16 protein-coding genes are annotated in these 17,820 nt (G+C 71.4%); 9 read left to right on the forward strand and 7 right to left on the reverse strand.

Going from position 1 to position 17,820, the window contains the following annotated elements; all coding sequences use genetic code 11:
* Together BM070_RS05045 and BM070_RS05050 are read left to right on the forward strand one after the other, a co-directional pair.
* The gene (locus BM070_RS05045; protein WP_092938201.1) at nucleotides 1-192 is read left to right on the forward strand and encodes a hypothetical protein; all 192 of its coding nucleotides are present in this window, start codon (nucleotides 1-3) and stop codon (nucleotides 190-192) included.
* 183 nt (nucleotides 193-375) lie between these two features.
* Complete coding sequence (locus tag BM070_RS05050; protein ID WP_092938203.1) at nucleotides 376-1,440, forward strand: NAD(P)-dependent alcohol dehydrogenase; 1,065 nt, start codon at nucleotides 376-378, stop codon at nucleotides 1,438-1,440.
* Between the two features lie 109 nt (nucleotides 1,441-1,549).
* On the opposite strand, the gene BM070_RS05055 is transcribed toward BM070_RS05050, so the two are convergent.
* Nucleotides 1,550-2,425 carry a LysR family transcriptional regulator gene (locus BM070_RS05055; protein WP_092938205.1) on the reverse strand — a complete coding sequence of 292 codons (876 nt, stop codon included), beginning with the start codon at nucleotides 2,423-2,425 and terminating at the stop codon, nucleotides 1,550-1,552.
* Nucleotides 2,426-2,556: 131 nt separating this feature from the next.
* Between BM070_RS05055 and BM070_RS05060 the strand changes: the two genes are divergently transcribed.
* Nucleotides 2,557-2,955 (forward strand): 4-oxalocrotonate tautomerase, encoded by a 399-nt coding sequence (locus BM070_RS05060; protein WP_092938207.1) that lies wholly within the window; start codon nucleotides 2,557-2,559, stop codon nucleotides 2,953-2,955.
* Between the two features lie 16 nt (nucleotides 2,956-2,971).
* On the opposite strand, the gene BM070_RS05065 is transcribed toward BM070_RS05060, so the two are convergent.
* Nucleotides 2,972-4,006, reverse strand: coding sequence for a bile acid:sodium symporter family protein (locus BM070_RS05065; RefSeq protein WP_092938209.1), 1,035 nt, complete (start codon nucleotides 4,004-4,006; stop codon nucleotides 2,972-2,974).
* Nucleotides 4,007-4,105: 99 nt separating this feature from the next.
* Here BM070_RS05065 and BM070_RS05070 point away from each other — a divergent pair, with 99 nt between their 5' ends.
* Nucleotides 4,106-5,014, forward strand: coding sequence for a LysR family transcriptional regulator (locus BM070_RS05070; protein WP_092938211.1), 909 nt, complete (start codon nucleotides 4,106-4,108; stop codon nucleotides 5,012-5,014).
* Between the two features lie 51 nt (nucleotides 5,015-5,065).
* Nucleotides 5,066-6,022: a prolyl aminopeptidase gene (gene pip / locus BM070_RS05075; protein ID WP_092938213.1), complete on the forward strand. Its 957-nt coding sequence runs from the start codon at nucleotides 5,066-5,068 to the stop codon at nucleotides 6,020-6,022.
* Between the two features lie 305 nt (nucleotides 6,023-6,327).
* On the opposite strand, the gene BM070_RS05080 is transcribed toward pip, so the two are convergent.
* Nucleotides 6,328-7,248, reverse strand: a complete 921-nt coding sequence (locus BM070_RS05080; RefSeq protein WP_092938215.1) for a LysR family transcriptional regulator — start codon at nucleotides 7,246-7,248, stop codon at nucleotides 6,328-6,330.
* Nucleotides 7,249-7,355: 107 nt separating this feature from the next.
* Between BM070_RS05080 and BM070_RS05085 the strand changes: the two genes are divergently transcribed.
* The 3 genes from BM070_RS05085 (at nucleotide 7,356) to BM070_RS05095 (ending at nucleotide 10,827) form a co-directional block, all read left to right on the forward strand.
* Complete coding sequence (locus BM070_RS05085) at nucleotides 7,356-8,411, forward strand: NAD(P)H-binding protein (RefSeq protein ID WP_092938217.1); 1,056 nt, start codon at nucleotides 7,356-7,358, stop codon at nucleotides 8,409-8,411.
* A 96-nt stretch (nucleotides 8,412-8,507) separates the two neighbouring features.
* Entirely contained in the window at nucleotides 8,508-9,473 is a 966-nt protein-coding gene (locus BM070_RS05090) for a helix-turn-helix domain-containing protein (protein ID WP_092938219.1), read from the forward strand.
* Nucleotides 9,474-9,654: 181 nt separating this feature from the next.
* Nucleotides 9,655-10,827 (forward strand): serine hydrolase domain-containing protein, encoded by a 1,173-nt coding sequence (locus BM070_RS05095; RefSeq protein WP_092938221.1) that lies wholly within the window; start codon nucleotides 9,655-9,657, stop codon nucleotides 10,825-10,827.
* Between the two features lie 33 nt (nucleotides 10,828-10,860).
* Here BM070_RS05095 and BM070_RS05100 read toward each other — a convergent pair whose 3' ends face one another.
* Both BM070_RS05100 and BM070_RS05105 read right to left on the reverse strand, forming a co-directional pair.
* Nucleotides 10,861-11,727, reverse strand: a complete 867-nt coding sequence (locus BM070_RS05100; RefSeq protein WP_434803164.1) for an NUDIX hydrolase — start codon at nucleotides 11,725-11,727, stop codon at nucleotides 10,861-10,863.
* Nucleotides 11,724-12,710: a quinone oxidoreductase family protein gene (locus tag BM070_RS05105; RefSeq protein ID WP_092938223.1), complete on the reverse strand. Its 987-nt coding sequence runs from the start codon at nucleotides 12,708-12,710 to the stop codon at nucleotides 11,724-11,726. The genes BM070_RS05100 and BM070_RS05105 overlap by 4 nt, the downstream gene beginning before the upstream one ends.
* A 126-nt stretch (nucleotides 12,711-12,836) precedes the next feature.
* Here BM070_RS05105 and BM070_RS05110 point away from each other — a divergent pair, with 126 nt between their 5' ends.
* Nucleotides 12,837-13,736 carry a DMT family transporter gene (locus BM070_RS05110; protein WP_092938225.1) on the forward strand — a complete coding sequence of 300 codons (900 nt, stop codon included), beginning with the start codon at nucleotides 12,837-12,839 and terminating at the stop codon, nucleotides 13,734-13,736.
* Nucleotides 13,737-13,799: 63 nt separating this feature from the next.
* Here the strand turns inward: BM070_RS05110 and BM070_RS05115 are convergent, their stop codons facing one another.
* Together BM070_RS05115 and BM070_RS05120 are read right to left on the reverse strand one after the other, a co-directional pair.
* Entirely contained in the window at nucleotides 13,800-16,613 is a 2,814-nt protein-coding gene (locus BM070_RS05115; RefSeq protein ID WP_092938227.1) for a bifunctional diguanylate cyclase/phosphodiesterase, read from the reverse strand.
* Entirely contained in the window at nucleotides 16,610-17,797 is a 1,188-nt protein-coding gene (locus BM070_RS05120) for a TRAP transporter substrate-binding protein (RefSeq protein WP_092938229.1), read from the reverse strand. Before BM070_RS05120 ends, BM070_RS05115 begins: the two co-directional genes overlap by 4 nt.
* Nucleotides 17,798-17,820 lie beyond the last annotated feature (23 nt).

Genomic DNA, 17,820 nt, shown 5'->3' on the forward strand with positions numbered 1-17,820 from the left:
ATGTCCAGCACCCCGCCCACCTCACCCGCCCACGACGAACCGGAAATCACCCAGGAGCGCGACGTGCCGCTCGATGGCACCGACGCCGACGGCGAGAAGCTGATGAAGGAGGTCCGCAATGACCGCCTCGAGGTGCCGCCCGGCGAGGAAGAGGCGCACGAGCAGCGCAACGAAGTGCCGCCGCAGAAGTAGGCGGCAGGCCGCAGCCCCGGGCCGCATCGGCCTGGCCGCATAACACAGGGTGCCGCCCCCGGTGCGGGGCCCCGCCGCAGAGCCCGCAGGCCGCCGGAGGTCGATGCCCCGGCGCCCTGCGCCCGCGCCCCCCATCCGCTAACGTGGCGCCCCAATCCACAACAAGATTTCCACATTCCCCCCATGAGCCACTCCGTCCTCGCCTACGGCGCACAGTCCGCCACCACGCCGCTCGCCCCGCGCACCATCGAGCGGCGCACGCCCGGCGACCGCGACGTCGCCATCGACATCCTCTTTTGCGGCGTCTGCCATTCCGACCTGCACACCGTGCGCGGCGAGTGGGCCGGCACCCAGTTCCCCAGCGTGCCCGGCCACGAGATCGTGGGCCGCGTCACGGCCGTCGGCCCGAAGGTGGCGAAGTTCAGCGTCGGCGACATCGTCGGCGTGGGCTGCATGGTGGACAGCTGCCAGCACTGCGCCCCCTGCGAGCAGGGCCTGGAGCAGTACTGCGACAACGGCTTCACCGGCACCTACAACGGCCCCGAGCAGGGCACGGGCGCCAACACCTTCGGCGGCTATTCGGCGCACATCGTGGTGCGCGAGAGCTTCGTGCTGCGCATCACCCACCCCGAGGCGCAGCTGGCCGAAGTGGCGCCGCTGCTGTGCGCGGGCATCACCACCTATTCGCCGCTGCGCCAGTGGAACGCCGGCCCGGGCAAGAAGGTCGGCATCGTGGGCCTGGGCGGCCTGGGCCACATGGGCGTGAAGATCGCCGCCGCGATGGGCGCGCACGTGGTGCTGTTCACCACCTCGGACTCCAAGCGCGAGGACGCCAAGCGGCTCGGCGCGCATGAAGTCGTGGTCTCGAAGAACGCAGACGAGATGGCCGCGCATGCCAACAGCTTCGACCTGATCGTGAACACCGTCGCCGCGCCGCACGGCTTGGACGCCTTCCTCGCGCTGCTCAAGCTCGACGGCACCATGTCGCTGGTGGGCGCACCGGCCAGCCCCCATCCCTCGCCCAACGTGTTCAGCCTGATCATGAAGCGCCGGCGCCTGGCGGGCTCGCTGATCGGCGGCATCCGCGAAACCCAGGAGATGCTGGACTTCTGCGCCCAGCACGGCATCGTGGCCGATATCGAATCCATCCGCATGGACGAGATCGAGACCGCCTACGAACGCATGCTCACGAGCGACGTGCGCTACCGCTTCGTGATCGACATGGAGACGTTGCGCGAAGCAGCCTGAGGAACGCCCGGGGCCTGCGCGCAACAGGCCGCTGGCGGCTGGCAGTCTCCGGGCTTTCCGCTGCCGAGGCGGCCTGACGACTGCGCAGAACCACGGCCATCACGGCGCCCTAGCCGAAATCCTCCTGCAGCAGCTGCCGCGCACGCTGCACGAACTCGGATTCGCCCGCGCGTGGAGGCAGCAGCACGAAGCGGACCTGAGGCAGCGCAGGCAGCTTGCAGCCCGAAGGCAGCGCCTGCACCCCTTCGCACGAAGCCGACGCATTCAAGCAGGCCACCCCCAGGCCAGCGGCCAGCGCCGACTGCAGGCCCGCCACACCGGAAGCCTCCAGGGCCACGACGAAAGGCACACCGCGCCGCCGAAGCAGGGCCACGGTGAACTGATGCAGCGAACACGTGTCGGGCAGCGCCAGCAGGCGCAGTGGCTCGTTCGCTCCGTGCCATGGGCGATCCCCTGCGTGCGCCGCCCCCATCCACTGCAGCGGCTCGCGCCGCAGCACCAGGCCCCCGGAGCCGGCAGCTCCCGCCGCGCCGGGCAGGCGCATGGTGAGGCCCACGTCGAAATCGCCCCGCGCATAACCGGCCTCGATGCTGCCGCTCTTTTGCACCGAAACCTGCAGCCGCACGCCGGGGTGGCGCATCTGCAGACGCGCCAGCAGCGCGGCCAGTTCGGCAGGGCGGAAGTAATCCGTCACGCCCAGCCGCAGACTGCCCCGCAGGGCAGCGTCCCGCAGGTCCAGCCAGGCCGCCTCGCTCATCGCCAGCAGCTGCCGCGCATGGGCCAGCAGCCGCTGGCCCGCCGGAGTGGGCACCACGCCGGACCTGGAACGCACGAGCAGCGGCTGCCCCGCATGCTCTTCGAGCTTGCGCAGTTGCTCGCTCACGGCGGACTGCGAGAGGAACACGCGGGGCGCCCCGGCCGTGAGGCTTCCGGCATCGGCCACAGCGACGAAGGATCTGAGCTGATCGAGGGAGAAAAGATGCATGGTGCGGGGATCATCCAACGGCTTTATCGATGGCTTCCATCGGATCATCCCGCTTTTCCGATGGATGGCACAAGCCCAGAATCCGTCTCAGCCCCCACCGGGCTCGTTTCTTATCACTGACAGGAGTTGCCATGCCCCATATCGTCATCCACCTCAGCGGCGAACCGGATGCCGCGCTCGCACGGCGCGCCGCAGCTGCGGTCGCCGAAGTCACTCAGCGCGTGCTGAGCAAGCAGCTGCCGGTCATCGCAACCTCGGTGCAGTTCATTCCCGCAGCGCACTGGTTCGTGGGCGGCACCTCGCTGGCTGAGCTGGGTCAGAGCGCCTTCCATCTGGACATCAGCATCACCGACGAAACCAACACCAAGTCCGAAAAGGCGCTCTACCTGCGCGACATCCACGCGGCATTCGCCGCGCTGCTGCCGCGCCTGCACGAAGTGAGCTACGTCCACCTCATCGACGCGCGGGCCGCCGCCTACGGCTATGGCGGCCGCACGCAGGAATGGCGGCACCAGCAGGCAGGCGTGTAGCCGGCAGGCGGACCGGTCAGCCGCGGGGCGCGGCCGATGCGGCGGCAGGCACTTGCGCCGGTGCCTGGGCCTCGGGCCGGCGCGCATAGCGCTGGGCCAGCACCGCGCAGAGCATCAGCTGCATCTGGTGGAACAGCATCAGCGGCAGCACCATGGCGCCCACTGCCTGGGGTGCGAACAGCACGTTGGCCATGGGCACGCCGCTCGCCAGGCTCTTCTTGGAGCCGCAGAAGACGATGGTGATCTCGTCTTCCTTCGAGAAGCCCAGCCGGCGCGCCAGCAGGGTGGACGAGGTGATGGCCAGCGCCAGGATCACGCCGCACACGAGGAAGAGGCCCAGCAGCGCCGTCAGCGGAATCTGCTGCCACAGGCCTTCGATCACGGCCGCGCTGAAGGCGGTATAGACCACCAGCAGGATGGAGCCCTGGTCCACCAGCTTGAGCACCGAGGCGCGGCGCTTGACGAAGCCGCCGATCCAGGGGCGCAGCAGGTGGCCCGCGACGAAGGGCGCCAGCAGCTGCAGCATGATGCGGCCGATGCCGGCGAGCGCATCGGGGTGCTGGCCGCCGCCCGCGCCCACCACCATCTGCGGCATCAGCAGGTTGACCAGGATGGGCGTGATGAAGATGCCCAGCAGCGTGGAGGCCGATGCGCTGCAGATGGCCGCCGGCATGTTGCCCCGCGCCATGGCGGTGAAGGCGATGGCCGACTGCACCGTGGCCGGCAGCACGCAGAGGTAGATCACGCCGGCATAGAGCTCGGGCGTGACCAGCGGCTCCAGCACCGGCCGCAGCGCCCAGCCCAGCAGCGGGAACAGCACGAAGGTGCAGGCGATCACCAGCAGGTGCAGCCGCCAGTGCGACAGGCCCGCCACGATGGCCTCGCGCGAGAGCTTGGCGCCGTGCAGGAAGAAGAGCAGCGCGATGGCGGCGATGGTCAGGTTCTCGAACACGTGCGCGGCCATGCCGGAGGCCGGCAGCACGCTGGCCAGCGCAACGGTGGAAAGCAGCGCCAGCACGTAGTTGTCGGGCAGGAAGCGGGGGCGGGCCATGGCGGATCTCACATCGGAAAGAATGGGAATGCGCCGATTGGAACCCATCGCCATCTAGAAGTGAAATGGATTCTTGTGATGGTTCTATGATCGCAGCGCATGAATGTCACCCTGCGCCAGCTGCATGTCTTCCAGGCCGTGGCCGCCACCCGCAACTTCAGCCGCGCGGGCGATGCGGTGGGGCTGACGCAGCCTGCCGTGAGCCGCTCCATCACCGAGCTGGAAGCCCAGCTGGGCCTGAAGCTGCTGCACCGCACCACGCGCGAGGTCGAGCTGACCGAGGCCGGCCGCAGCCTGGCCGCCCGCCTGCCGCGCCTGCTCGACGAGCTCGAAGGCATGCTGCTGGACGTGCGCGGCATGGGCAGCGCGCGCCGCAGCCGCGTGCGCGTGGCCAGCAGCCCCACGCTGTCGGCCCACCTCATGCCCGAATGCATCGCCCGCTGCCGCGAAGCGCTGCCGGGCGTGGAGCTGCTGCTGCTCGACCGCATCCAGAACGACGTGCTGGCCAGCGTGCTCTCGGGCGAGGTGGATTTCGGCGTGGTCATCGACCCCAGCGACCGGGATGCCCTGCACTGCGAGCCCATCCTGACCGACCCGTTCTGCCTGGCCTGCCCGCCCGGCCACCGGCTGGCGGCCAAGGCCCGCGTGCGCTGGGCAGACCTCGCCGGCGAATCGCTGGTGCTGCTGGACCATGCCTCCGGCAGCCGCCGCCTGATCGACCAGGCCCTGGCTGCGCAGGCCGTGCCGCACGCCGTGGCGCAGGAGGTGGGCCATGCCACCACCATCTTCCGCATGCTCGATGCGGGACTGGGCATCTCCGTGATCCCCACCCTGGCCGTGCCGCCCGAAGGCCTACCGCGCCTGGCCGTGCGCCCGCTCGTGCCGCGCGTGGACCGCGAGATCGTGCTGGCCCGGCGCCGGCACCGCGAATTGGCGCCCATGGCCCAGGCCGTGTGGGAGCTGGTGGGCCAGGTGGCGCGGCAGCGCAAGGGCCTATCGGCCGGCTGAGCACCTCGCCCCGGCGATACTTCCGGCTCCCTGCCCACCCCAACACTCGCCATGCCTGAAACCCGCGCGCTCTACCCCGCCATCGAACCCTACGAGACCGGCCTGCTCGACGTGGGCGACGGCCACCGCGTGTACTACGAGCGAGTGGGGACGCCCGGAGCCAAGCCGGCCGTGTTCCTGCACGGCGGCCCAGGCGGCGGCATCTCGCCAGAGCACCGGCGCCTGTTCGACCCGGCCCGCTACGACCTGCTGCTGTTCGACCAGCGCGGCTGCGGCCGCTCGACACCGCACGCGGGGCTGGAGGCCAACACCACCTGGCATCTGGTCGATGACATCGAGGCCCTGCGCCAGCTGCGCCCCGGCACCGAGCGCTGGCTGGTGTTCGGGGGCTCCTGGGGCTCGACCCTGGCACTGGCCTACGCACAGAAGCACCCGCAACGCGTGAGCGAACTGGTGCTGCGCGGGGTCTATACCGTGACCCAGGCCGAGCTGGACTGGTACTACCAGTACGGGGTGTCGGAGATGTTTCCCGAAAAGTGGGCGCGCTTCCAGGCACCTGTGCCGCAGGCCGAGCGCGGCCACATGATGGCGGCCTACCACCGGCTGCTGACGGGCCCGGACCTGGCGCGCCGACAAGAAGCGGCCCTGGCCTGGAGCCTGTGGGAGGGCGAGACCATCACGCTGCTGCCCAGCGCCGCCAATCACGACCAGCATGCCGACGCCCACTTCGCCCTGGCCTTCGCCCGGCTGGAGAACCACTATTTCATGCATGGCGCCTGGCTGAAAGACGGCCAGCTGCTGCGCGAGGCCCATCGCCTGTCCGGCATTCCGGGCGTCATCGTGCATGGCCGCTACGACATGCCCTGCCCGGCGCGTTATGCGCACGCCCTGCACCAGGCCTGGCCAGGTTCGGAGTTCCACCTGGTCGAGGGCGCCGGCCATGCCTGGACCGAACCCGGCATCCTGGGCCGCCTGCTGGACGCGACGGACCGCTTCGCTGCACTCTAGCGTGCTGCGGCCCCGCAGATAACGGCCCATGGAATGGCGTCTTGCCCCGGGACGCGATCCATCCATTTCATTTGTGGGAGCTGCCTGCGGGCGAGCGCACTGGCAGCGGCAGGCCTGCAGACCTGAGAACGTGCTCGCGGTCCCGCAGGGGATCGCGTAGCAGCGCCATGGGAATGAGGGAGTCCTCGGGTGCGCCGCATGGGCCGGGCTCGATGCGCATGCACGGCCTTAGCCTTTCACCGCCCCGATTCGCGCCATCCAGCGACGGGCCGCGAGCGCCCGCCGGAACCGTCTCCTTCGCCCTTTCATGCCGGTACGCCCGCCCCATCGGCCAGATACCGCTGCAGGCCCGCCACCAGCGCATCGAAGGTGGCGCGGCAGCGCGGGCTGTGGCGCAGGTCTTCGTGCATCACCACCCAGGTCTCCAGGCCCCAGGCGAAATCTCCGGGCAGCACGCGCACCAGGGCCGGCGCGCGCAGCGCCAGCCCGGTCTGGCAGATGCCCAGCCCCAGGCCCGCGCGGATGCAGGCGAGCTGCGCCAGGTCGCTGTCGCTGCGCAGGCTGAAGCGCTCGCGCTGCCACGCGGGAAAGCGCTGGCGCGCCGAGCGGATGAAGGGCGTCTCCGCATCGAAGCCGATCAGCCGGTGCCCCTCGAGATCGGCCAGCGACTGCGGCGTGCCCTGGCGCCGCAGGTAGTCGGGGTGGGCATGGAGGCCCAGATCGACGGCCCCCACGCGGCGCGCCACCAGCGCCTCCTGGCGAGGCTCGGCCATGCGGATGGCGATGTCGGCCTCGCGCTGCAGCAGGTCGTGCATGCGGTCGCTCAGCGCCAGTTCCACGGTCAGCTCCGGGTGTTCGGCCTGCAGGCGCGCCAGCACGGGCGGCAGCACCTCGGTGCCGATGACGTGGCTGGCGCTCACGCGCACCGTGCCGCGCACGCCGCCGCCCTGCGCATGGGCGGCGCGCACCAGGGCCGCCGCCGCATGGCCCATGGCCTCGGCGTGGGACTGCAGCGCGAGCGCCGCCTCGGTGGGCAGCAGGCCCTGCTGCGAGCGGGTGAAGAGCACCAGGCCCAGCGCCTCTTCCAGCGCCGCGATGTGGCGGCCGATGGTGGGCTGGGTCAGGCCCAGGGCGCGGGCCGCCGCGGAGAGCGAGCCCTCGCGCAGCACGGCGAGACAGGAGCGGTACAGCTCCCAGCCGATGTCGTGGGTACGGGGCGAATCCATACGCCAATGTATAGCCACCCCACTTTTTTAGGCAATTTCCTTTTGACAGCTGCAGACCCAGACTGGCGCCATTCCTTCATCGATTCATTCCTTCCAGGAGCACGGACATGGCAGACGACACGGCAGACGGCACGACGGTTCTGGTTTTGGGGGCCACGGGCGGCATCGGCGGCGAGGTGGCGCGCCAGCTGCGCGAGCGGGGCTGGCAGGTGCGCGCGCTGCGCCGCAGCCTGCCGCCAGAAGCACCGGCCGGCGCCGCCCGCTGGCAGAGCGAGGGCATCACCTGGCTGCGCGGCGATGCGATGCAGCGCGGCGACGTGCTGGCCGCCGCGCGCGGCTGCGCGGTGATCGTGCATGCGGTGAACCCGCCCGGCTACCGCCGCTGGAACGAGCTGGTGCTGCCCATGGTGGACAACACCATCGCCGCCGCGCAGGCCGAAGGCGCCACCGTGGTGCTGCCGGGCACGGTCTACAACTACGGGCCCGGCGCCTTCGGCGCGCTGCACGAAGATGCGCCGCAGCAGCCCCTGACGCGCAAGGGCGCGCTCCGCGTGGAGCTGGAACGCCGACTGCGCCAGGCCACGGTGGAACACCCGCTGCAGCGCAGTTGCCGCGTGATCGTCGTGCGCGCGGGCGACTTCTTCGGGCCCCGGGCCGGCAACAACTGGTTCGCGCAGGGTCTGGTGCGGCCCGGCAGGCCGGTGGCGGTGGTGCGCAACCCCGCTGCGCCCGGCACGGGCCACCAGTGGGCCTACCTGCCCGACGTGGCGCGCACCATGGCGCTGCTGCTGGAGCGGCGCGCCGGCCTGCCGCCCTTCGCCGCCTTCCACATGGCCGGCCACTGGGATGCCGACGGCACGCAGATGGCCGCCGCCATCCAGCGCGTGGCGGCGCAGCACGCGGGCGGCGCGGCGCCCCCGGTCCGGCCGTTTCCGTGGTGGCTGGTGGCGCTGGCCTCGCCCTTCGTCGCCACGCTGCGGGAGATGCGCGAGATGCGCTACCTCTGGCGCCAGCCGGTGCGCCTGCTGGGCGGGCGGCTGCGCGCCGTGCTGGGCGAGGAGCCGCACACGCCGCTGGACGAGGCCGTGCGCGCCACGCTGCAGGGGCTGGGCTGCCTGCCGTCTGCTCATGGCCTCCCGCAGAAGCCAGGCCTCAAGGCATGACCCGGGCGCGCTATCCTTGCCGGCACCGCTGTGCAGGCCGCATGCGCCTGCTGACCTGCGGGACTGCACGATGAGGATGAAGACCGGAGATCCGCCATGGGAAACCTGCTCAGTTGGTCCACCGACAGCCTGCACGAACCCCTGCGGCTGCCCGGCTGGCGCGATGCCCTGCATGACGCCGTGCTGGAGATGGACGCGGTGCCGCTGCAGCGCGAGGGCTTCCACGCGCGCATCGAGCGCTGCGCCCTGCGGCGCATCCTGCCGCACCAGGCCCGGGGCGCGCCGCAGACCGTGGTGCGATCGGAGCGCGACATCGCCCAGGGGCGGCACAACGCCTACTACCTGATCTCCCAGCCCCGGCAGCCGTGGCGCGCGACCCAGGCCGGCATCGCCAGCCGGCTGCAGCCGGGCGACTCCATCCTCATCGATTCCCGGCAGCCCTATGTCTTCGACTTCGGCGCGGGGCTCGACGACCTGTCGATCGAGCTGCCCATCGATTGGGTGGAGCACTGGGTGCCGGATGCGTCCCGGCTGATCGGCCGCGCCTTGCCGTGCAGCGCCGGATACGGCCTGGCGCTGCGCGGCATCAAGGAAATGCTGGTGCCCCGCGCGCTGGCCGAGCGCGCAAGCCATGCGCAGGACGAGCTGATCGAGGCGCAGATCGGCGGCCTGCTCTCCCTCCTGGCCGATGGCCCGGGCGATGGTGCGCCCCTGGAACGCACGCCCTCCCTGCAGCCCGTGCACGAGCGCGCCATGGCGTCGCTGCGCGCCCGCTTCATGCAGCCCGGGCTGACCGCGGCCGAAGTGGCCGCCGATGCCGGCGTTTCGCTGCGCACCCTGCATCGCGCGATGGCGGCCGGCGGCCCGGGCTATCTGGCCACGCTGATGGCGCTGCGCGTGGAAGCCGCCGCCGGCCTGCTGGCGCAGCAGCGCTGGCGGGGCCTCTCGGTGGCCGAGATCGGCCGACGCTGCGGCTTTTCGGATGCCGCGCACTTCACCCGCCAGTTCTCCCGGCACCGGCACATGACGCCCTCGGCCTTTCGCGCCCAGGCGCTGCGCTGAAAGCCCCTGCGCCCTGGCGCGCAGAGACCAGCCGGCGGGCCCGATACGGCCAGCCGGCAGGCATCTGCGTTCCTAGACTGTCCTCGCGCCTGATGGCGGGCGGCCCCACGCCCCCGCCGCACACGCAGGCGCTTTCGCCAGCAGACAGTCCACAGGCTCAAGCCCATTCAAGGAGACATACATGAACATGCAAAGCACACTCGACGCGATCCTGGCCGACGGCGTCGCGCGCGGCGCCGCCCCCGGCGTGACGGCCCTGGTCGCCGACGGCGACGGCCTTCTGTACGAAGGCAGCGCAGGCGAGCGCCTGATGGGCAGCGGCGTCGCCATGACGACCGACACCGTGATCTGGATCGCCTCCATGACCAAGGCCCTGACCTCGGTGGCGGCCGTCCAGTGCGTGGAGCGCGGCCTGCTGGACCTGGACGCGCCCGCGGCCCAGGTGCTGCCGGAGATCGGCCGCCTGGGCGTGCTGACCGGCTTCGACGCGGACGGCCGCCCGCTCACCCGGGCGCCAAGGCGGCCCATCACGCTGCGGCACCTGCTCTCGCACAGCTCGGGCTGCAGCTACGAGATCTGGAACCCGGAGATGCAGCAGGTGCAGGCGGCCCTGGGCATTCCCGGCATCATCGGCTGCCAGCTCAAGGCGCTGGAGCTGCCCCTGGCATCGGACCCGGGCGAGCGCTGGGAATACGGCGTGGGCATCGACTGGGCCGGCCGCATGGTCGAGGCCGTGAGCGGGCTCTCGCTGGAGGCCTACATGCGCCTGCACCTGTGGCAGCCCCTGGGCATGCACCACACGGGCTTTCACATCACGCCGGAAATGCGCCAGCGCCTGGCGGGCGTGCACCTGCGCGGCGAGGACGGCGCCTTCGCGCCCTTCCCCTTCGAGATCACGCAGGAGCCCGAATTCCACATGGGCGGCGGCGCGCTCTACAGCACCATCGGCGACTACGCGCGCTTCATGCGCATGGTGCTCAACCTGGGGCAGCTCGACGGCGAGCGCGTGCTCAAGCCCGAGACGGTCGCCACCCATCTGATGCTCAACCAGCTGGGCAACGCCCGCGTGCGCCCGCTGCGCGCCGCCATTCCGCTCACGGCGGACGCGGAGTTCTTCCCCGGCCTGCGCAAGAGCTGGAGCCTGGCCTTCCAGATCAACGAGGAAGTGGCGCCCACGGGCCGGGCGGCGGGCAGCCTCTCCTGGGCGGGTCTGGCCAACAGCTTCTTCTGGATCGACCCGCACACCCACATCGCCGGCCTGCTGGCGACGCAGACCTTTCCGTTCGCCGATGCGCGGGTGATGGGCCTGCTGCACGACTACGAGAAAGCCGTGTACGCAGCGCTGGCGGGCTAGCCGCACGGGCCCCAGTTGCGCCCGCTGCCCGGGCTACCAGCCGAAGAACGCCGCCAGCACCAGCGCCGCCTCGGGCGTGAAGGCGCCGGCGGCGAGCCGCGCCTGCAGCTCGGCCAGGGCCAGCGCCTCGAAGCGTTCGACCTCGCCGTCCTGGTTGGCGGGCACGAGGCCGTGCGGCACGGTGGCGCGGAACCAGTCGATGCGCTCGACCATGTAGCCGGTGCCGGCCGCCTCGGCGCCCGCGCCGCCATCGCCGCCGGCCTCGCAGGGGCGGGCGAAGTCCACATGGCCGCCGTGCTCGACGGCCTGCAGCTCGGCGATGGCGAGGCCCGCCTCTTCCCAGGTCTCGCGGGCCAGGGCCTCGTCGAGCGTGTCGGCGGCGGAGACCATGCCACCCATGAGCGTGTCCCACTGGCCCGGGTGCGTGGCCTTGCCGAAGGAGCGCTGCTGCACCCACATCGCGCCCTCGGGCGTGCAGGCCACCAGGTGGACGGCGCGCGTGGCGATGCCCAGCGGCCGCACCGCGCCGCGTTCCACCGTGCCGACGCGCCGGCCGGCCGCATCGGCCACGGCGAGCTGCTCGTCGCGCCAGGGGCCACAGCGGCCGGCGGCGCGCAGGACACGGGCCAGGGCATTGAGCGCGGCGGTGGCATCGCAGGGGCCGGCATCGGCCCGGCGCAACTGCCAGGCGGCCGCTCCGTTTTGCTCATCTTTCGATAGCGAAAGACCCTCGCCAATCAAGGGCTGCAGGCCGATTCCATCGAAAAGATCGGCAGCCACCGAGCCCACCACCTGCCCCGCCACGGCGAAGGGCAGCCGCGGCCGCACGGGCGGGCGCTGGGCGGCGGCGCGGGCGGGCGCGACCCAGGCCGGGCGCGGCAGGGAGGCCAGCGCGCTCACGGCAGCGTGAGGATGGTGCAGCCGGTGGTCTTGCGCGCCTCCAGGTCGCGGTGCGCCTGCTGCACGTCGGCCAGCCGGTAGCGCTGGTCGATATGGATCTTGACCGCGCCGCTTTCCACCACCTCGAAGAGGTCGTCCGCCATGGCCTGGGTGGCCTCGCGGCTGGAGATGTGGGTGAACAGCGTCTGGCGCGTGACGTAGAGCGAGCCCTTGGCGCCCAGGCTGCCGGGCGCGAACGGCGGCACCGGGCCGGAGGCGTTGCCGAAGCTGGCCATGAGGCCGAAGGGGCGCAGGCAGTCGAGCGACTTCTCCCAGGTGTCCTTGCCCACCGAGTCATAGACCACCTTCACGCCTTTGCCGCCGGTGATCTCCTTGACCCGCGCGGCGAAGTCTTCCGTGGCGTAGTTGATGGCGTGCGCCGCGCCGTTGTCCAGCGCCAGCCGGCATTTGGCGTCCGAGCCGGCCGTGCCGATGAGCTGCAGGCCCAGCGCCTTCGCCCACTGGCAGGCGATCAGGCCCACGCCGCCGGCAGCGGCATGGAACAGCACGAAGTCGCCCGGCACCAGGCCTTCGACGGGCAGCGTCTTCTTGAGCAGGTATTGCGCGGTGAGGCCCTTGAGCATCATGGCCGCGCCGGTCTCGAAGTCGATGCCGTCCGGCAGGCGGCAGACGTTCTGCGCGGGCATCACGCGCACCTCGCAGTAGCTGCCGGGCGGGTTGGCGGCATAGGCGGCGCGGTCGCCCACGCGCAGGTGGGTGACGCCCTCGCCCACGGCCTCGACCACGCCGGCGCCTTCCATGCCGATGCCGGCGGGCATCTGCAGCGGGTAGAGGCCGGTGCGGTGATAGACGTCGATGAAGTTCAGCCCCACGGCGTGGTGGCGGATGCGGATCTGGCCCGGGCCGGGCTGGCCGACTTCGACGTCGGCCACATGCAGCTCTTCGGGGCCGCCATGCTGGCGGATCTGGACGGCGAGGCTCATGGGGAAGGTTCTCCGGAAGGAAGCGAGGGAAGAGGAAGGACGGGGGATGGCGCGCGCCGCATCCTGCCATGTTTCCCGGCGCCCTGCAGGGCGGGCGGCCCGGTCCAGCGGCTACAGTTGCGGCCCATGACGCAACGACTTTCGCCCTCCACGGTGGGCATGCTGACCGCCGCGCCGCTCCTGTGGGCCGGCAATGCGGTCGTGGGCCGGCTGGTGCACACCATGGTGCCGCCGCTCACCCTGAATTTCATCCGCTGGGTGCTGGCCTTCGCCATCCTGCTGCCCCTGGCCTGGCGCGTGCTGCGGCCGGACAGCCCGCTCTGGCCGCACTGGCGGCGCTACGCGCTGCTGGGCCTTCTGGGCATCGGCTGCTACAACGCGCTGCAATACCTGGCGCTGCAGACCTCCACGCCGCTGAACGTGACGCTGGTCGGCTCGGGCCTGCCGGTGTGGATGCTGGTGATCGGCGCCCTCTTCTTCGGCGCGCCGGTGACGCGCCGGCATGTGATGGGCGCGCTGCTGTCCATCGCCGGGGTGCTGGTGGTGCTGAGCCGGGGCGAATGGGGGCAGCTGCTGGCGCTGCGCCTGGTGCCGGGCGATCTCTTCATGGTGCTGGCCACCGTGTGCTGGGGCTTCTACAGCTGGCTGCTGGCACGCACCAGCGAACCCGCCTCGGTGCGCACGGACTGGGCCGCCTTCCTGCTCGCGCAGATGGTGTTCGGTCTGGCCTGGTCGGGCGCCTTCACGGGGGCCGAATGGGCGCTGGCGCCGCGGCACATCGCCTGGGGCTGGCCGCTGGCGGCCGCGCTGGCCTTCATCGCCGTGGGCCCGGCCGTGCTGGCCTACCGCTGGTGGGGCGTGGGCGTGCAGCGCGCGGGCCCGGCGGTGGCGAGCTTCTTCATCAACCTGACGCCGCTCTTCGCGGCAGTGCTCTCGGCCGCCTTCCTGGGCGAAGTGCCGCACCTCTATCACGCGGCGGCCTTCCTGCTCATCGTTGCGGGCATCGTGGCGTCTTCGCGGCGCTGACCGCGCCGGCGTACCAGCCTCCGGATAGCCCCAGGCGCTTACCGGGCCTGCATCGCTTGCTACTTAATCGATAGCGCCGGGCGCCGCCTTGGCCGCCGCTTCCGCCTGCGCCTGCTCCCGCGACCGCTCCAGGGCCAGCGCACGCAGCTGGGCGGCGGGCATGGGGCGGCCCAGCAGGTAGCCCTGGTACAGGTGGCAGCCGAAGCTGGCGAGGAAGTCGCGCTGCGCCTCGGTCTCCACGCCTTCGGCGATCACTTCGAGCTCCAGGTTGCGCGCCATGCCGATGATGGTCTGCACGATCACGCTGTCGGTGTGGCGCAGGCCCAGGTTGCGCACGAACGACTGGTCGATCTTGAGCTGGTGCAGCGGCAGCTGCGTGAGGTAGGCCAGCGACGAGTAGCCGGTGCCGAAATCGTCCACCGAGAAGCGCACGCCCTTGGTGCGCAGCAGGTGCATCTTGGCGACGGATTCCTCCACGTTGTCCAGCACCAGCGACTCGGTCAGCTCCAGCTCCAGCAGGTGGGGCCGGATGCCGGTCTTCTGGATGACCTGGATCAGCTGGGGCACGAAGTCGGCCTGGTGGAACTGCCGCGCGCTCACGTTCACGGCCAGGTGCAGGTGGCGCAGCAGCGGGTCGTGCTCCCACAGAGCGAGCTGTTCGCAGGCGGTGCGCAGCACCCACTGGCCCAGCGGCACGATGAATTCGCTGTCTTCGGCCACGCCGATGAACTGGCCCGGCATCACCAGGCCGCGCTGCGGGTGCTGCCAGCGGATCAGCGCCTCGACGCCCACCAGCCGCCCCGAGAGCGTGCACTGCGGCTGGTAGTGCAGCACGAACTGCCCGAAGGTCAGCGCCTCGCGCATGTCGGCCTCCAGCTTGGCGCGCGCGCTGATGGCTTCCTGCATGGCCGGATCGAAGAAGCACAGCCCGTTGCCGCGCTGCGCCTTGACCTGGTACATGGCGATGTCGGCCTGCTTGAGCAGCTCGGCCGCCGACTGCGACTTGTGGCCGAACAGGGTCGCGCCGATGCTGCAGGTGTGCTGGTGCGCATAGGCGCCCAGCTGGTAGGGCTGGTTCAGGTGGTGCAGGATCTTCTCGCCGATGCGGCGGGTGGTGGCCGCGGCCTCCTCGCTGTCGCTGGAGAGGTCGCGCAGCATGACCACGAACTCGTCCCCGCCCAGCCGGGCCACGGTGTCGGTGGCGCGCACCGCGCCCGACAGCCGCCGCGCCACCTGCTGCAGCAGCTGGTCGCCCACCTCGTGGCCCAGCGTGTCGTTGAGGGTCTTGAACTCGTCCAGGTCGAGGAACAGCAACGCGCCGCGCTCGCCCGAGCGTTCGGCGGCCGACTCGGCCTGGTTCAGCCGGTCCAGCAGCAGCCGGCGGTTGGGCAGGCCGGTCAGCGGGTCGTAGAAGGCCAGGCTCTCGATCTCGGCCGAGGCGCGGCGCATGTCGGTCACGTCGTTGTACGAGATGACCATGCCGCCGTCGGGCGTGGCGCGCTCGGTGATCTGGATGCAGTGGCCGTTGGGCAGCTCCTGCTCGTGCGTGCCGCGCGGAAAGCGCTGCTGCAGCATGCGCTGCCCCACCCACTCGCGGCGGGCGGCGGTGTCGTCGGTGGACAGCAGGTGGCGGGCGGACTCCTCCAGCAGTTCCTGGAACGGCATGCCCACGCGCACCACCGGCGCCAGCCAGGGGTAGATCTCCACGAAGCGCGGGTTCCACTGCAGCACGCGGTGCATGGAGTCGAGCAGCAGAAAGCCGGTGATGAGCGAGGTCAGCGCCTGCTGCAGCGTGGCCTGCGATTGCTTCATGGCGCGGCGCGCCCGGTTCATGCGGTTGAGATAGGCCACCGAGAAGCCCGCCGCCGCCAGCAGCGTGATGCCGAACATCAGCGTGACCAGCACGATGGCATTGCGCTCCGAGCGCCAGTTCGCCAGCGCGGCCTGCACCGGCAGGCTGGCGGAGATCCACAGGTCCGGATAGAGGATGGGCCGGGCCACCACCAGCGCCGGCACGCCGGACAGGCGCGCGGACAGGTTCCAGCGCGCCAGGCCGCTGCTCACGGCCAGCGAGGCATCCGGATCGCTGGAATTGCCCGAGTCGCCGGCGGCGGGCTTGCCCTCGCGGCGGGGGGTGCCGGCGACATCCGTGCCGGCCATCAGCACCAGGTCGGCCAGCGGCATCACCGTGGCCGAGCGGCGCATCTCGCCCCGGCCGGACACGCCCAGCAGCACGTCGCCCGCGCCGTGCTCCATCGTCACTTCGAGCGCGGGAATGTCGGCCCCCTGCATGAGCACCGACACCAGCATGTTGACCGGCACCTGGGCCAGCGCCAGCAGCCGCCGCTCCCGGCTCACCTGCAGCGTGCGGGCGAAGAAGATCACCCGCTCCGAACTGGAGAAGCTGACCGTGGGCGGGCTGGCCACCAGCACCGGCACGGGCTGGCTGATGGCCTCGTCGAAGAAGCCCGGCGGCAGATCGCGCGCCGCGTTCAGGCCCGACAGGTCCGACGCGGCCACGACCTTGCCGCTTTCGTCCATCACCGCCACGTAGCGCACCATGAGGTTCTGGCGGGCCGCGCTGCGCAGCAGCTGCCGCGCGCCCTGCCCGGAGAGCTCCTCGTCGACGCTGCCGGGCAGGTCGAGCAGTTCGCCCGTGCTGGCCAGCAGCACGTCGAACGACAGCAGCGAGCGGTTCATCGCCGCCTCGGCGCCCGAGATGAAGCGCACCACCTGGGCCTCGCTCTCGGACAGGGCCGTGTTGCGCACGTTCCAGATCAGCAACGCGGTCGCCAGCACCAGGGCCGTCAGCAGGCAGCCCGCCGCCGCCCACACGGCGATACGGGTATTGGTGGAACTGGGCTCGAAGTGCTTCATGGTCCGACGAAGATATCCGCACCGCGGCCCGTGGTACCGATGGTGCGGGCCCAGATCTGGTCGCAGCGCACGGCGCAGCGGCGCAGCCAGCGGGGCAGCACGGTGGTGCGGAAGATTTCAACACGCAGGCGCTCGTCCGCCTCGGACACGGGCACCAGCGTCATGGCGCCCCGCCGGCCCGTGCGGCAGTCGGAGCGGCCCAGATTGCAGGCCACGCCCTCGGAGGTCTCGCGCTCGGCGCTGTCCCAGATCGCGGCTTCCAGGCGGGCGAGTTCGGTGCGCAGCAGCTGGCGGTCCTCGGGCGGCAGGGCGTTCCAGGCCGCACGGTTGGCCCCGAACACCGCCATGCCCCAGTTGAGCGGCAGCGGATGCAGATAGCGCGTGAGCGTATCCACCCCCAGCGTGTTGCCGGCCATGCCGCCGGTCACCGCGCATTCGGTGTCGCCCGACTCCAGGCTGTTGCGCTGCTGCGTGAAGCTGGTCACCACGGGCTCGGCGCCCACGGCGGCGATGAAGTCCGCCTGCGCCGGGGAAGACACGCGCACGCGCCGGCCCCGCAGGTCGCTCAGGCCTTTGAGCGGGTGCTTGCAGAACGTGATCTGCGCGGGGTAGATGTAGAGCGCCAGCAGCTCCACGCCCTGCTCCTGCCGCAGCGCCTGCTCCAGATAGGGGCGGAACGCCGCGGTGGCCGCGCGCAGGCTGGCGACGTCGCCGCTCAGGCCCGGCAGATCGACGGCGGTGTATTGCGGATAGATCGATGAGAAGGAACTCATCAGCGCCGTGCCGAAGGGCACCACGCCCAGCTGCAGCAGGCGCAGCATCTCGACGCCGGGAATGCCGGCCCGGTCGAACGGCACGATGTCGGCCGAGAGGCGGCCGCCGCTCAGGCGCGGCAGCTCGGCGGTCCAGAACGGATGCTCGAAACGGGTGTACTGGCTGATGCCGCCCAGCCCGCCCACCACCCGCAGGCGGATGGGCGCGCCGGCCTGCTTGGCCGCTCGCGGCTGCGCGCCCGGGGCACTGGCCGACGCCGCAGCCGATGCGGGCGCGGCGGGGGCTGCTGGCGCCAGCTGCGGGGCCGCCGGGGCCGATGCGGCCGAAGCACACGCGCACAGGCATGCCGCCAGCCGCCTAGGGCCGGAGCGAACGAGCAGCGAAAGCGGTGAGAGCGACGAGAACGGCATCCGCGACATGGCATGACCCCTTG

The organism is Paracidovorax wautersii (genome assembly GCF_900113035.1).
Lineage (GTDB): Bacteria > Pseudomonadota > Gammaproteobacteria > Burkholderiales > Burkholderiaceae_C > Paracidovorax > Paracidovorax wautersii.

What these genes read in the sequence shown, in the direction of transcription:
- BM070_RS05045 (WP_092938201.1), top strand. Translation starts at nt 1, where the DNA reads ATGTCCAGCACCCCGCCCACCTCACCCGCCCACGACGAACCGGAAATC.
- BM070_RS05050 (WP_092938203.1), top strand. Translation starts at nt 376, where the DNA reads ATGAGCCACTCCGTCCTCGCCTACGGCGCACAGTCCGCCACCACGCCG.
- BM070_RS05055 (WP_092938205.1), bottom strand. Translation starts at nt 2,425, where the DNA reads ATGCATCTTTTCTCCCTCGATCAGCTCAGATCCTTCGTCGCTGTGGCC.
- BM070_RS05060 (WP_092938207.1), top strand. Translation starts at nt 2,557, where the DNA reads ATGCCCCATATCGTCATCCACCTCAGCGGCGAACCGGATGCCGCGCTC.
- BM070_RS05065 (WP_092938209.1), bottom strand. Translation starts at nt 4,006, where the DNA reads ATGGCCCGCCCCCGCTTCCTGCCCGACAACTACGTGCTGGCGCTGCTT.
- BM070_RS05070 (WP_092938211.1), top strand. Translation starts at nt 4,106, where the DNA reads ATGAATGTCACCCTGCGCCAGCTGCATGTCTTCCAGGCCGTGGCCGCC.
- pip (WP_092938213.1), top strand. Translation starts at nt 5,066, where the DNA reads ATGCCTGAAACCCGCGCGCTCTACCCCGCCATCGAACCCTACGAGACC.
- BM070_RS05080 (WP_092938215.1), bottom strand. Translation starts at nt 7,248, where the DNA reads ATGGATTCGCCCCGTACCCACGACATCGGCTGGGAGCTGTACCGCTCC.
- BM070_RS05085 (WP_092938217.1), top strand. Translation starts at nt 7,356, where the DNA reads ATGGCAGACGACACGGCAGACGGCACGACGGTTCTGGTTTTGGGGGCC.
- BM070_RS05090 (WP_092938219.1), top strand. Translation starts at nt 8,508, where the DNA reads ATGGGAAACCTGCTCAGTTGGTCCACCGACAGCCTGCACGAACCCCTG.
- BM070_RS05095 (WP_092938221.1), top strand. Translation starts at nt 9,655, where the DNA reads ATGAACATGCAAAGCACACTCGACGCGATCCTGGCCGACGGCGTCGCG.
- BM070_RS05105 (WP_092938223.1), bottom strand. Translation starts at nt 12,710, where the DNA reads ATGAGCCTCGCCGTCCAGATCCGCCAGCATGGCGGCCCCGAAGAGCTG.
- BM070_RS05110 (WP_092938225.1), top strand. Translation starts at nt 12,837, where the DNA reads ATGACGCAACGACTTTCGCCCTCCACGGTGGGCATGCTGACCGCCGCG.
- BM070_RS05115 (WP_092938227.1), bottom strand. Translation starts at nt 16,613, where the DNA reads ATGAAGCACTTCGAGCCCAGTTCCACCAATACCCGTATCGCCGTGTGG.
- BM070_RS05120 (WP_092938229.1), bottom strand. Translation starts at nt 17,797, where the DNA reads ATGCCGTTCTCGTCGCTCTCACCGCTTTCGCTGCTCGTTCGCTCCGGC.